Annotated in this window: 13 protein-coding genes; 6 read left to right on the forward strand and 7 right to left on the reverse strand. The window is 66.8% G+C overall.

All coding sequences use genetic code 11. The features are described from left to right. A partial coding sequence (locus ACXJKM_RS19770) for a transposase (RefSeq protein ID WP_457354564.1) occupies nt 1–181 on the reverse strand: 181 nt, incomplete at its 3' end. A gap of 65 nt (nt 182–246) precedes the next feature. Beyond that, nucleotides 247–474: a hypothetical protein gene (locus ACXJKM_RS19775; RefSeq protein WP_457354566.1), complete on the reverse strand. Its 228-nt coding sequence runs from the start codon at nt 472–474 to the stop codon at nt 247–249. Between ACXJKM_RS19775 and ACXJKM_RS19780 the strand changes: the two genes are divergently transcribed. Both ACXJKM_RS19780 and ACXJKM_RS19785 read left to right on the forward strand, forming a co-directional pair. Further along, nucleotides 466–981, forward strand: a complete 516-nt coding sequence (locus ACXJKM_RS19780; RefSeq protein ID WP_457354568.1) for a hypothetical protein — start codon at nt 466–468, stop codon at nt 979–981. The genes ACXJKM_RS19775 and ACXJKM_RS19780 overlap by 9 nt on opposite strands. A 102-nt stretch (nt 982–1,083) precedes the next feature. Next, nucleotides 1,084–3,420, forward strand: coding sequence for a YCF48-related protein (locus ACXJKM_RS19785; protein WP_457354764.1), 2,337 nt, complete (start codon nt 1,084–1,086; stop codon nt 3,418–3,420). A 214-nt stretch (nt 3,421–3,634) separates the two neighbouring features. On the opposite strand, the gene ACXJKM_RS19790 is transcribed toward ACXJKM_RS19785, so the two are convergent. Then, nucleotides 3,635–4,663, reverse strand: coding sequence for a PEP-CTERM sorting domain-containing protein (locus tag ACXJKM_RS19790; protein WP_457354570.1), 1,029 nt, complete (start codon nt 4,661–4,663; stop codon nt 3,635–3,637). 343 nt (nt 4,664–5,006) lie between these two features. Here ACXJKM_RS19790 and ACXJKM_RS19795 point away from each other — a divergent pair, with 343 nt between their 5' ends. From ACXJKM_RS19795 to ACXJKM_RS19805, 3 genes are all read left to right on the forward strand, one after another. Continuing rightward, nucleotides 5,007–5,558, forward strand: a complete 552-nt coding sequence (locus tag ACXJKM_RS19795; RefSeq protein WP_457354572.1) for a PEP-CTERM sorting domain-containing protein — start codon at nt 5,007–5,009, stop codon at nt 5,556–5,558. A gap of 256 nt (nt 5,559–5,814) precedes the next feature. Continuing rightward, nucleotides 5,815–6,555, forward strand: coding sequence for a class I SAM-dependent methyltransferase (locus ACXJKM_RS19800; RefSeq protein ID WP_457354574.1), 741 nt, complete (start codon nt 5,815–5,817; stop codon nt 6,553–6,555). Beyond that, a complete protein-coding gene (locus tag ACXJKM_RS19805) occupies nt 6,552–7,514 on the forward strand; it encodes a hypothetical protein (RefSeq protein WP_457354576.1) in 963 nt (320 codons plus the stop codon). Before ACXJKM_RS19800 ends, ACXJKM_RS19805 begins: the two co-directional genes overlap by 4 nt. 61 nt (nt 7,515–7,575) lie before the next feature. Here the strand turns inward: ACXJKM_RS19805 and ACXJKM_RS19810 are convergent, their stop codons facing one another. Continuing rightward, complete coding sequence (locus ACXJKM_RS19810; protein WP_457354578.1) at nt 7,576–9,324, reverse strand: ATP-binding cassette domain-containing protein; 1,749 nt, start codon at nt 9,322–9,324, stop codon at nt 7,576–7,578. 83 nt (nt 9,325–9,407) lie between these two features. Between ACXJKM_RS19810 and ACXJKM_RS19815 the strand changes: the two genes are divergently transcribed. Next, on the forward strand, nt 9,408–10,544 hold the full coding sequence (locus ACXJKM_RS19815) for a glycosyltransferase family protein (protein WP_457354580.1): 1,137 nt from the start codon (nt 9,408–9,410) through the stop codon (nt 10,542–10,544). On the opposite strand, the gene ACXJKM_RS19820 is transcribed toward ACXJKM_RS19815, so the two are convergent. From ACXJKM_RS19820 to ACXJKM_RS19830, 3 genes are read right to left on the reverse strand one after another with little or no spacing between them, the layout of a single operon-like run. Next, the gene (locus ACXJKM_RS19820) at nt 10,534–11,205 is read right to left on the reverse strand and encodes a hypothetical protein (RefSeq protein WP_457354582.1); all 672 of its coding nucleotides are present in this window, start codon (nt 11,203–11,205) and stop codon (nt 10,534–10,536) included. The two genes, ACXJKM_RS19815 and ACXJKM_RS19820, sit on opposite strands and share 11 nt — an antisense overlap. Next, nucleotides 11,202–11,948, reverse strand: coding sequence for a methyltransferase (locus ACXJKM_RS19825; RefSeq protein ID WP_457354584.1), 747 nt, complete (start codon nt 11,946–11,948; stop codon nt 11,202–11,204). The genes ACXJKM_RS19820 and ACXJKM_RS19825 overlap by 4 nt, the downstream gene beginning before the upstream one ends. Next, nucleotides 11,945–13,345, reverse strand: coding sequence for a B12-binding domain-containing radical SAM protein (locus tag ACXJKM_RS19830; RefSeq protein WP_457354586.1), 1,401 nt, complete (start codon nt 13,343–13,345; stop codon nt 11,945–11,947). The genes ACXJKM_RS19825 and ACXJKM_RS19830 overlap by 4 nt, the downstream gene beginning before the upstream one ends.

The following is a 13,345-nucleotide window of genomic DNA, read 5'->3' on the forward strand; positions in this document are numbered from 1 at the left end:
CCTCGAGCTCACGCAGCCGCACGGCCTCGCTGACCTGCAGGCCGCCGTACTTGGCCCGCCACTTGTAGAAGGTGGCCTCGCTGAAGCCTTCCTTGCGGCACAGCTCCTTGATGCCCATCCCGGCTGTGGCCTGGTTCAAGAAGCCAATGATCTGCTGCTCGCTGTACTTGCTGGTTCTCATATCCGTCATTCTCCAAAAGGACGGACTCACTCTCGTTTAGATTGGTACGGCGGGGAGGGAGCAGGTCARAAGGACTTGGCGAAATCGGCACCGCTGCCTTCGCTCATTGCGGTAAAGGCAACAGCATTGCCGTTGGCATCCGTCAGGCCCGATATGCCGCCCCAGGCCACGGTATGCGACAGATCGCTGCGGAAAGCGGCGTCGGTGGCCGAGCTGGCGCCGAACACATAGCCCACCGAGGCAGACGCGCTCACGGCCTGGGCAGTGACATCGGCGTGAGCGTGGTGACTCATAGCGAGGAGCTGCAGTACCTCGCCGTCGACGTGCAACTGAACGTGGCGAAAGCCTCGATGTTGGCGCTGGCGCTGGGCAATGCCACCGAGTACCGTGGCCGGCCCATGACCATCTGGCAGGGCCTGCTTGACGACGAGCTGAAGCCCGCCCGTGGCGGCGAAGGACCCGGTGCTGCTGGAGCACCAGGCGCAGCAGGGCGGCGCGGCCGAAGGTCGGGCGTGAGGCTCAGCGCTGCGGTGCGGCGCGAGCATGCCTCGGTGGCCGAGGCCGAGATCATGCGGTTTGCGCAGCCGGACCCGGTGACGGGCCTGCGGCCGCACGCCCTTTGGCACAAGCACGTGCACAACGTGGAGCTGGACCCGGTGCAGTGCCTGAAGATGGTGGAGATGGACGCCCACCGCAAGACGGCGGACTTCAGCTGCCGGCGCACGGGCAAGACGGCGGTGAAGGAGATCTACATCCTGGAGCGGCTGGCCTCGGAGTGGTATTGTGGACGTCCGCCGTGAGATCATTTCGTTAGCAAATAAGCACTTTCAGGGGCGAATACGATGAGCGGATTTCTGTGCGGCGGGCGCATGCGCGCCTGTCTGGCCGGCTTCTTGGCCGCGGTGATGCTGGGTGCCTGCGGTGGCGGAGGTGGCGGCTCCGGTGACGATACGCCCAAGGTCGTCACGCCGATCCCCGACAGCCTCGCCATCACCGCGCCGTCCGCGGCCGAGATGGCCAGCGCCGTTCAGTTCAACCAAACGGGAGGCACGGCGGTCGACTTCCAGTACAGCTGGAATTTCGGCGACGGCGCGGTCAGCGACAGCCCCAGTCCGAGCCACGCCTACGCCAAGGGCGGCGACTACCAGGTCACGCTGAAGGTCACCAACGGCGCGGGTGTGGTGCGCGAAGTGAAGGTCGGGTTGAGCATCAGCAACCATGCCTTCGTCGCCGGCCTCATCTGCAGCGGCGAGCAGAGCGCCGCCGGCTGGTGCTGGAACTCGCCACAACCGACGGGCAACCTGCGCTACGACACATTTTTCGTCAACCCCACATTGGGTTGGATGGTTGGCGAGGCCGGTGAGATTCTCAAGACGGTCAATGCGGGCGTGGCCTGGGCCCGGCAGAACTCCGGTGTGAATGTGTCGCTGTACAGCGTGCGCTTCGCCAGTGCCGACGTGGGCTATGTTCTCGGCGCGGAGAACAGCTTGCTGCGCACGAACGACGGCGGCGCAAGCTGGAAGGCGTCCACAAGGCCGGCCGCTGCCAGCTCGCTGCCGCTGCTCTTTTACGACGCCAACAACCTCGTCTTGGCCCAAGGCCAGGGCGGTTCGTCGGCGACATTCACCAGCACGGACGGTGGGCAGACCTGGCGCACCCTCGGCTATCCGGTCATCGGCGTCAGCCAGGGCAAGATACTCTGGTCGCTGCGTGACGGGCAGGTCTACAGGTCGGCAGACTTCGGGCTCAACGAGACCCGCGTCCTGGACCTGCGCCCGACCGAAGGCACGAGCAGCTATCGGATGCAGCTGCTCGACAGCGAAGGCGTCCTGATCCAGCGCATCCACACGGCGCTGGTCAATGGCCAGGGTGTTGTGACCACCGATTGGTTGCGCAGCCGGGACAGCGGCGCCAGCTGGCAGGCCGTGACGCCGCAGGGGCTGCCGGCGAGCCTGCAGGCATCGAACCTGCTCGCCGTGAACGCCAGCGACACCTTGTTCATCAGCAACTATCGCAGCACCGATGCGGGCGATACCTGGAGCGCGGTGAACTGGACCCTCACGGAGGCGCCGATCCGCCTGGGCGCATCGGTACTGGTGGTCAAGCCTTTCAGGTCTACCGCGGCGATCAGTTCGGACAACGGCAACACCTGGGCCCCGATGGAGCTGCCCGTGCCAGCGCGGCTCGATCACAGCGACTACTCGATCAGCACGGTGCAGTACTTCCCGACAGCCCGGGTGGTCATTCACGTGAGTGCCTATTCCTACGGCAGCATCGAAACCGACATCGGCTATCCGTCCACCCTGGCCACCTACGTGTCGACGGACATGGGCAGCCGCTGGGATATCCTCGACAAGCAAACCCATGGCGGGCGCTACTGCAACGGCGGGCCCAAGCTTCTCGCCTTCATGGCGCTGGGTGCCAACCGGCAACTGCGCGTCGAGGATCGCACCTTGAAATCCTCCACGGACGGCGGCAAGACCTGGGAAACGAGGCGGACCGACCTGGGCATGGACAGCCCCTACTGCAACTACGACGCGGACTTCCAATTCGCCTCGGACAAGCTGGGCTGGTTGTTGGCAGGTGCCAGCCTGTACCGGACCACCGATGCCGGTGACTCCTGGAGCGCCACGCCCATCGGTAACGACTTTGCGAGCATTCAGTTCATCGACGATCGCCTGGGCTGGGCGGTCCGCTACGGTGCCTACCCCGATCGCGTCCTAGCTCAGAGCCTCGACGGCGGCGTGAGCTGGGGCGAGCCGGCGCCGCTGCCGAGCGGCGTGACCGATGTTCGCTTCCAGAGCGCCACCCGTGGCATTGCGCTCGGCTCCGGCCGCATCCACGAGACCCGCGATGGCGGCAAGACCTGGGTGCTGCGCTATACCTCAGCGGACGGTTTCCGCTTCAGCGAGGCCTCCTATGCGGACGCCAGCACGGTCTGGGTGCTGGGGCCGTCCGGGCGGGCACTGCTGTCCGTGGACGGCGGCGAAACCTGGACGGCAAAGGTCGTCGATGAGTCGGCGCTCTTGTTGGCCGTCCAGTTCATTGACGCGCAGCACGGCTGGATCGGAGGCTCCCAGGGCGAGATCTTCGCCACGGTGGACGGCGGCAAGACCTGGAAGCGCCAAGTCACGGGAAGCGGCCAATATGTCAGCAAGCTCCAGTTCGTCGATACCCGCACGGGTTGGGTGGTCGGTAGCAGCGGTGGCTTGCTGATGACTGGAACTGGCGGCTTTTGAGGCCGCGGATGGCCTGGGCCCGACGACCTGTCTGGCCAGATGTCAGTGCACCAGCTGATGTGCTATGCAGCGATGAATCAAGTCACCCGGCGTCGCAGGGAGCAGCCGAATACAGCCTGAATCCGGTCTGCGCCAGCATGCGAACCACCACGATCGACGAGCCGGTGAAGACCCAGCCCTTTACGGTGCGATGTCGGATTGCATGCCAGCCAAGTCAACGCTGTGAGCGGCGCMCCCGAAGCATCAGCACGGCCAGCCCGAATGCCAGCAGACCCACGCTGCCCGGCTCAGGAACCGGGCTGGCAAAGGACTTGGCGAAATCGGCGCCGCTGCCTTCGCTCAGCGCAGTAAAGGCGACGGCATTGCCGTTGGCATCCGTCAGGCTCGATATGCCGCCCCAGGCCACGGTGTGAGACAAATCGGTGCGGAAAGCGGCGTCGGTGGCCGAGCTGGCGCCGAACACATAGCCCGCTGAGGCAGAAGCGCTCACGGTGCCGGCAAAGTGCAGCGCGATCGGCGTGCCGAAGGCAAAGCTGACAGCGAACGTCTGGTTGCCGAACTCTCCATTGCTGGACTCGAACAGGGCGCCGTTGCCGTTGCGGGAGATCGAATGATCACCATGCCAGGCGGCGCTGGGTGAGAGGGGCGATCCTGGCAGATAGCCCGCGTTCAATGTGACGTCGGCCGTCCACTGCCCGATGACGGACCAGTTGCCACTCACGTTGCCGTTGCCGCCGATGCTCCCCGAGGCGCCGATCGAGAAGGTCAGCAGCCCCAAGGCGCCGGGGCCGCACAGACTCAGGTTCTGGCAATTGACGGCATTGATCGTGAATGCGTCGTCAATGCTGCCGTTGGCCGAACTGCTGCCATTCGCGTACATCGCGGCGCCGTTCGTGCTGGTCAGGTTGGCGCTGGCTTCGGCCAGCAGATGCAAGGCGCCCAGCCCGGCGGAGGCTGAGGCATTGGAACGGCCCAGCCCCGTGGACACCGCCGCCCCGCCGCCGGCCGCTTCGAACTGCGAAGACGTGGCCGTGAAACTGACGGGCACCGCGTCCGCGTTGGAGTGGTAGTCGGTCGGGCCAGGAATATTGATGGTGCCGCTGCCCGCCGAAGCTGTGGCCGAGAATTTTGGGGTCGCCGCTTGCGCGGCAGCCCCGATCGACAACAGGCAGGCGGCCAGAACGAGTGCGGTTGAACGGGCCATGCCAATCTCCGATGTCGCTGAAGCGGCGGATTGACGCATGGAAACACCGCCCCGCCTAGCGCCAGCCCGGCCCTCATCGTCACTGTTGATGGCGCCAACCACCCTGTTCGGGTAATGGCACCCACCACGATTGAATTCGCGCCCGGCGCGCGATTTGACTAGATTCCCTCGGCCCGACCGTAACGCCGCAACCGAAGGAATTCATATGCATAGATCCTGGAGACTGCCCTCAATCGCCCTGCTTTTGAGCTTGCAATTCGTGGCGTCCTCAGCAGCGGCAGCGCCCTGCGACGGGTCGAGCGACCCCTGCACCATCGACCTCGGCCGTGCGTCGGCAAACTTCGCAACCGGCGCTGCGTCCTACTACGCGGAGGCAGTCTTGGTGAATGGCACGGACGCCTACTACGGCGTGAACCCGCAGTTCCTGCCAACGCTGCAGGTCACGCACACGGCGGGCAGCGACGGCTTCACATTCCTGCCGCAGATGTACGCCAGCGTGGGTGGCAGTGGTATCCAGGGATTGTTTGAAGTCGCAGCCACGCTGCAGTTCACCGGTCTGTCATTCACTGCTGAACCGGGCTACCAGATCACCGGCCTTCAGGCCGTGGTGAAGGGCAGCTTCTCCCTGGTGGGCAACGGCTATGGGGGACTGTCCTTGCCCGGCCCGCTCCAGTGGGTCGACCAGAACTTCACCGCCATGGTCCCACTCGATCCGGCCGCCGCTGACTTCCAGACCGGCTTCACGGTCGCGGCCAGCTATGTCGAGGGAGAAGACGGCACGGCGCTGTCGTACGGGACCGGCAGTGCCAGCATCGACAGCGTGGCTTTCATCGTCAGCATCTCACCCGTGCCCGAGCCCGGCTCGTGGGCCCTGCTCGCGGCCGGTGGAGCACTGCTGCCGTGGCTGGTGAAGCGTCGGTCACGGCGTTCGTGAGGTGGACCATCACTAGCACTTTGCCTCGTCGAAGGGTGGACGCCGGAATCCCGTCCGGCGTTTCCGACCAGTCAAGTAACGGACGATGTGGTCCTCTGGCTACAACAACGTGGGCAGCAAGGCGGGCTGGCCCGCCGAAGTGCAGCGCGCCTTCGAAGCCTTTGCGCGCGGCGGCGGCTTCTCCATCACGAGGCGTTGAACCATTGGTCAACGCGGCGGAACCCACGCCCCCAACGCTCCTCTCCAAATGTCCCGCATGGCGCGACTCAAAACCGACTTGTCATCACCTTGCGGCGCTCCCGCCGACGCGACGGCCCGCTTCTACGATGGTGCGGCGGCTGGCTACGATGCCCTGGTTGATGGCCGAGACGACAACGTGGCGGTGCGGTTGTCGTTCTGTGAGCGCGTGGTGTCCATCGCTGGGCCGGGCGGGGTGATCCTGGATTTCGGTTGCGGTACTGGCACCGATGCGGCGTGGTATGCCGCGCGTGGGCACCGCGTCATCGCCTACGACGTCTCGCCCGGCATGGTGGATGTGCTGAGAGCGCGTTGTATCAACGAGATTGCGGCTGGGCGCATCACGCCGGCGGTGGGCCCGCTGGCCGCAATGGAAACCGCGCTTCAGGGAAGCCCTCCGGTTGCAGCCATTTCCGCCAACTTTGCCGTGCTGAGCCACGTGCGCGAGCTCAAGCCGCTGCTGCAACGGCTCGCGTCGCATGTGAAACCGGAAGGGGCACTGGTGGCGAGTGTCCTCAATCCGTTCTACCGACAAGACATGCGGCACGCCTGGTGGTGGCGAAGCGCATTGCGTTCGGTCCGGACGGGAGCGATCGAGTTGAAGGGCAAGGTCACGTCCTACCGGCATTTCGTCAGCGCCATACGCGAAGCGGCGGAACCTCATTTCGCCCTTGTGGAGGTTCGCGCAGCCAGTCGTAGCGCGCTGCTAGGGGCGTTCGATTCAAACTTCCTGTTTGTCGTTCTCCGCAGGCGGCCATGAGGCATTTGCTGTCCTTGTTGCGCAGCGGTAAGGGCCTGCGCTACGCGCCTGTGGTGTATGCCGATTCTGCGGAGTTTGCGCTTCGAGTGGTGCTGCGAGGGCTGCCCAGCGGGCCCATTGACGTCAGTGGCGACCACTGTCCCGTGTCCATGCGCCCCTTCGTTCTGGGGGTCCGCTTGGCGGCGGAAAATGTCGATCAAGGTGCCCTTGCGCCGTGCCCATGGCTGGAGATCTACCCGCCGAATTCTGAAACCACACCCTTGGCGCGGCTGGCATTGAAATCGGTCGGAATGCTGCCGATGAAGCAGGGCGCCCTGTACCTTTTCGAAGTGGCGCGCACGATGAACCGCTGCCTGCCGCGACCCACCTTGTGGCTCCGGTACTTGCTGGCCTGGCAAAACGCCCGGACCGCTGCTCGGCGAGGTGATGCGCTTCGCATGTCTGCGCAAGACCTGCGCGCGCTGAATGCCTACTACATCGTGGCGAGGCCGGTTTTTCTCGTGGGCGTGGGACACGACGAGCGGGAGGACCTGTTCCCCATGGACCTCGTGGGCGCGCTGTCGTCGGGCGAGTACCTGCTGGCCCTGCGCGCAACGAGTCCGGGCGTTGCGCTCATGGAAGCCTCCAAGCGCATTGCCATGAGCAGCGCGCCCGCCGAGCTGCTTGAGGCCGTCTACGCCCTCGGAAACCGGCACCGCCAGCCCACGCTTGACCTGAACAAGTTGACCGTGCCGATCTCGTCGTCGCCGCTATTCGGGCTTCCCGTGCTGGATCAGGCAGGGCTCGTTCGTGAACTCTCCGTTGAGAGGGTCGAGCGAATCGGCTCGCATGTATTGTTCATTGCTCGCATCGAGCATGAAGCCGGGCTCTCAAGGCGGCAGCTCGCCCACATGAGCGGGACCTACATTGAATGGCTGCGGCGCAGTCAGCGGGGCTGCGAAGTGCTGGCGCCGTTGTAGAGCGCCACAACGGGAAGGAAGTTCGTCACTTTGGCGAGCCGGAGATGCATTGCGGCACGGGCTACCCGGCTGGCGAAGTGCCGGGCACGGGACCTCGCGCTTGTAACCGCCCGGCGACCATCTCCAATACTTGGTCCGCCTGGGCGATGAGGGCTGGATCGTGGCTGACGATGAACACCACGGGGCGGCCGGGCGCCTGGCGCAGCAGGCTGACGAGGGCCTGTGAACTGGCGCCGTCGAGGTGGTTGGTCGGCTCGTCCAGGATCAGCAGCCGCGGCGCGCGCAGCAGCACCCTGGCCAGGGCCACCCGCTGGCGCTCGCCACCGGACAGCGGGCTGCCGCCCGGGCCCAACCGGGTGTGCAGACCGTCGGCCCACGCGCTCAGCCGCGCGTCCAGACCCAGCGCATGCGCCATGCCTTGCACGGCCTGTGGCGTGACACCGGGCGCCGCATAGGCCATGTTGTCGTAGACAGTGCCGGCGAACAGCACGGCGTTCTGCGGCAGGTAGCCCACGCCGCGCCGGAACGCCGACCGATCAATCTGCGCCCACGGCACACCATCGACGCGGATCGCGCCGCCATCGGCTTCGGCCAGACCGAGCAGCAGACGCAACAGCGTCGTCTTGCCCGCGCCGTTGGCGCCGGTCACCACGGTCACGCGCCCGGGCTCCAGGGCAAGATCGACGTCGCGAACCAGCATTCGTTTGCCGGCGCGGTGGCTCACGCCTTCCAGCGTCATGCGCCAGTGCGTCGGCGGCACACGGCCGTGATGCGCCGGCCCAGGCGGCATGGCCAGCAGCTGCTCGATGCTGTCCAGCGCCGGCACGCCCTGAGCCATCTCCTGCGACGCGCGCAACAGGCTCTGCAAGGCGCCGCGCAGCGCCAGTAGCAGGAACAGCACCGACGCCAGCTGCGCGCCCGACACTGCGGCACCGCCGGCCATGGTCAACCAGACGACGAGGCCCAGCAGCGCCAGGCCCAGCACCAGCGCGTCGAGCTCGGCTGCAAAGGTCTGCATCCTGGCCAGCGCACGCGTCAACGCATGGGTGCGCGCAACGCTCTGCCGGCAGGCTTGACGCTCGTGATGTTCGTTCGCCTGGCTGACCGCCAGCTCGTGGCGCAGGACGGTGCCGCCCAACTGCTCATACAACTGGTCGATGGCAACGTGCGCGCCAGCCATCTGGCCTGCCAGGCGACGTGAAAGCTGTCGCCGTGTCAGCCCCAGCAGCGCCAGTGCGAGGATCAGCGGCACGGCCAGCGCCGGCAGCATCGCCGCGATGCCGCCCAGGCACAGCAGCACCAGCATGGCTCCGGGCAGCAGGGTGCCGAAACAGGCCCGGGCCATCTGACCGAGCAGCTCGCCATGGCGCGTCATCGCCATCACGAAAGGCTCGACGCCCTGTTGATGCACGATGTCCACCGGCAAGTCCAATTGCCGCTCGACCAGCCGCTCGCGCACATGGGTCAGCCCGTCCTGCACGGCATCGATGACGAGACGCTGCCCGACATAGCCCAGTGCTGCTGCCGCCAGCAAGGCCAGGCAGGCCACCACCGCCCAGACCGCGACTGCGTTGCCGCTGACGGCGCGGCCGATGGCGATCGACACCAGCAGCAGCGTGCCCGCCCGCAGCAAGGTGGCCAAAAGCCCACCACACAAGGCCACCGGTCGCACCGCGAATAGCCGCCACAGCGAGCGGACCACCCGCCCCGGCTGCCAGGCGGGCTGCGGCGCAACCTGCCGGGGGCGGCGAGCCAGCGAGGCGACGTCGGGTGGCGTCGCCGTCTGCGCATTGAAGGAGTGCTCGGACATCAAATCTCGGCCCGAGGCCGGGCTCGGCGATGGCATAGTGGAAACAGCTGGGCGAGGCGGACAAGACAGTGGGATGGCAGGACATGGGCGGCAAAGTGCAGTTGCGTTTCATGCGCCGCCATATCCAGGCCTGCCTCGCCGCTGGCCAATGGCGCAACAAGCCCCGGCCACCCGAACATCCCGATGCCGGACTGCATCAGCGCGGCGCTGAACTGCAAGCGCAGACGCTGGCCCGCTTCAGCCGGGTTCGGGCCGCCTGCGGCGAACGGGTGTTGCTGGTGACGCCGCCATCGCCGGCCGGGTGGGTGTGGTTCGAGGATCTGCGATGCGCGCTGCAACACATCGGTGTGGTGGTGCTGCGCGTCGACGATGAACAGAGGCTGACGCCGGCGTTGGCGGCCGACTTCCGGCCGACGCTGCTGCTGGGGCTGGACACCGACCGGCTGCATCAACGCTTTCAGGCCACCGGCATGGACCACCCGTCGCGTTGCACGCGGCTGCTGATTCCCGCGCGCGACGTGGCCGAATCGTGCGCACCGCTGAGTGCGGCCGAGGCGCGGCGGCTTGATCGCACGGCCAGCGGTGCCGGCGCAGACCTGCTGCTGTCGCTGCATGCCGAGCCCTTCATGCAGCGTTCGGCGGTTGCATGGATGCGCCTGGGCAAGCCTTTCGTGTGGCTGCCTCAGGCGGCCAGCCCGTTCCGCGACCGGCCACATGCCTGCGAGCGCGTGTTCGACTACGCGCACTTGTCGGTGGCCAATCCACAGCGGGTCCGTGCCGTGTGGCACACGATGCGCCATATCCTCGCGCGGCACCACGGCCTGTTCGGTGAGCTCGAGACGTGGGGGTTCGGCGTGCCGCGGCTGCCGGTCGATGAGCATGCTCGCCACCAAGCGATGGCTCGCGTGTCGCTTGCCCCTTTGGTTGCTCCGCTGCTCGACAGCGCCGCAGACTTGACCCAGCGCGTCTATGCAGCGGCGGCCAGCGCCACCTTCCAGATCACCGAACTCAGTCCCCTGACCCGACAGCATTTCGATGAGGATGAACTCATTGCCGTGCCGCGAGGACCGACGTCGATGCGCGATGCCTTTGATCGCTGGCTGGATGATCGCCCGGCGCGTGAACGCGTCGCCGGTCGCGCGCTGGAGCGGGTGTACCGGGATCACACCAGTCTGCACCGCGCGGTGCAGCTCATCGACGAGGTCCGGGCTAGGCGCTGAGCGATGAAGTCGAGGCTCCATTTGCCCCTCCTGCTGTCAAGGCCGGCCCAGCCGGTCCAAAGCTCCTCGGTTGCCGGCGCACCCACAACACCCCGCCGATCGGCACGATGGCCGCGATCATCCAGGCAATGACGCTGGGATGCGGATCCAGGGTCAAGATGCCCACTTCCGCAAGGTAGAACCAACCCGCCGCCAGCATGCGATGGCCGTGGGCTCGCCAGCGCGGCCCCGGCGCCGTGCGCAGATCGTTGACCGCAAGTGCACCTTGCGTCAGTGCAGACCAGGGAAAGGCGATCACGTCAATGAGCCGGTGCGAGTTCAGCAGGCCCCAAGTGCCTGCCAGCACGCCGGCCGCCACCAACAAACCCACCCAGCCGAGTGCGCGCACGACCCAGCGCGAACGAAGGAACTGAGCACCGGCACTCAGGCACAGCACCAGAGGTTGCAACGAGGTCACGGCGCCAAATGGGTTGCGGGCGTCCACGGCAATGCCCACGGCCAACACCATGCTGGCCACGACCAACCCCATGAAGGTGCGGCCGATCAGCCTGTGATGCCGGCGCCAGGCACCGGCATAGGCCGCTAGCGCGGCCAGCCAGCAGAGCATCGCCCCGCATGACAACACCACGTGGATCTGGATGATCAGCCCGCGTGCGCTCACCGGACGTCCTCCAACGCCGGCACCACTTGCAGCATGGCCGCCCATTCCAGCCAGCTCCGGCGCCTACCCCGCAATTTCAACTGCAGCCCATGCACCTTGGCCGCCTGGCGAATGCCATCCTCCTGGCAATCTTCTGACAGCACCATCAGCACCTCCGTGTGCGTCAGGTCCAGTGCCGCCAACTGCTCGAACAGCGCATGAAAGTACTCGAACCCCACCCCGCAGAACCAAGCGCGCTCCGGCATCGAGCGCGGTGAGCGTGCGTAGTAGGGTGGGTTGATCACCACGCAATCCAGCGTGGACGTGCGGATGCCTGCCAGCAGGTCGGCCACCACCACCGTCAGCGCCAGCCCGTTGGCCTGCGCATTGGCTGTGGCATTCGCCGCCGCAACGGGATTGATGTCCGACGCGATGACGCGAGCGCCGGCCTGCGCCAGTGCCAGGCCGATGACGCCACTGCCGCATCCCATGTCGAGCACGCGCCGGCCCGGCCATGGGCCAGGACCCTCGTCCGAGAGCAGCCAGCGGACGAAGACGGCCGAGCTGAGCGTCGGCCCCGGTGGGAAGACGCCCGGGTCGATGCGCAGCCGCAAGCGGCCCAGGCGCCAATGCCGCGCGGTGCGACCGGCACGCGCCATGCGGCCCCGCAGCCACGGCGAGACGGCCCGCCGCACCGGGCCGCGCAGCAGGCGTGCCAGCAGGCCATGGGGCGGCAGGCCCCAGCGCGTTTCGGGGCCGCTCACGCGGGTTGCATCCCATTGCGACGATGCCACCACATGCCCAGACGCGAGCGGCACCACGCCACGCGATGGGCCAGTGCGCGGGCGCCGAAGGGGCGCGGCGCGGTGCTCACGGCATGGGTGTGGGTGAGCAGGCGCACGGCATGGCGGTAGTAGTCATCGCTGTAGGTGCGCGGGTAGCGCCGGTCGCGGTCGCTGCCCTGATCGAACGGCGGCGACGTGGTCTGGTCTGCCACCTGGTCGTGGAACAGCGTGCCGCGGATGGGATACGCCAGCGTCACGGTGAACAGGTCCGGCCGCGCATCGCGCAAATAGCGCTCGGTGGCGACGATGTCCGACTCAGTCTCGCCCGGGTAGCCGAGCATCAGGAAGGTGCCGGTCTGCATGCCCGCATCCGAGGCCGCGCGGATCATGGCGGTGACCTGCTCGACGCGGACCTGGCGCTGCATGGCATCCAGGATGCGCTGCGAACCGCTCTCGGCGCCGATCCACACGCGCACGCAGCCAGTGCGCGAGAGCAACTCCACGACGCGCTCGTTCATGCGGTCGGCCCGCGTGATGCATTCGTAGCGGATGCGCAGGCCCGCGGCATCAAGCGCTTCGGCAAACCCGGCAAGCCAGTTGTGGTTGATCGTGAACACGTCGTCGACGAACCAGAACTGATCGGGTGCGTAGCGATCCACCAGCGTGCGCAGCTCGGCCACCACATGCTGCGGCGAACGGCGGCGGTAGCTGGTGCCGTACACGGCCCGGCTGCACCAGGCGCACTTGTAGGGACAGCCGCGCTGGGTGCTGACGTTCAGCGAGGTCTGGCCATGGGCATCGCGCCAAGCCTTGAGGTATGGCCGCAGATCGATGCGATGCCGTGCCGGCTCGGGTAGTTCGTCCAGTTCAGGCACGAAGCGGCGTTCGCCGGTGAACACCGGCTGCCCCTGCGCATCGGCATGGATCAGGCCGGGGATGGCCGCCAGCGCCGCGGCATCCCTGCAGGCGGCTGCAGGCAGCCGTGCTACATCGGCCATCGTCTGCTCGCCCTCGCCGACCACCAGCAGGTGAGCACCATGGCTGAGGTAGTCGGCGGCGTTGTGGCGCACGTCGGGCCCGCCCAGCACGATGACCGGGCTATCTTCTGCGCCGCCCAGCGCCGCGATCAGGCGCAGCACCGAGTGCCGCGTCATCAACGTCACGTAGAAGGCCATCATGCGCGGGCGCAGCGCCCGCACACGCTGGACGAAGGTGTCGGCATCGAGAAACGTGGCGTCGACGACATGGTGGTCGACGCCTTCGCGGTCCAGCCATGCCGAGATGGAAAGCAGGCCCAGCGGCGGATAAGGCCGCATGATGCGCTGCTCAATCGCGTCATCGGCGATGAAATACCCGTGAGTGAGGATCAGGCTCAT

This window comes from Roseateles sp. P5_D6 (assembly GCF_054049415.1).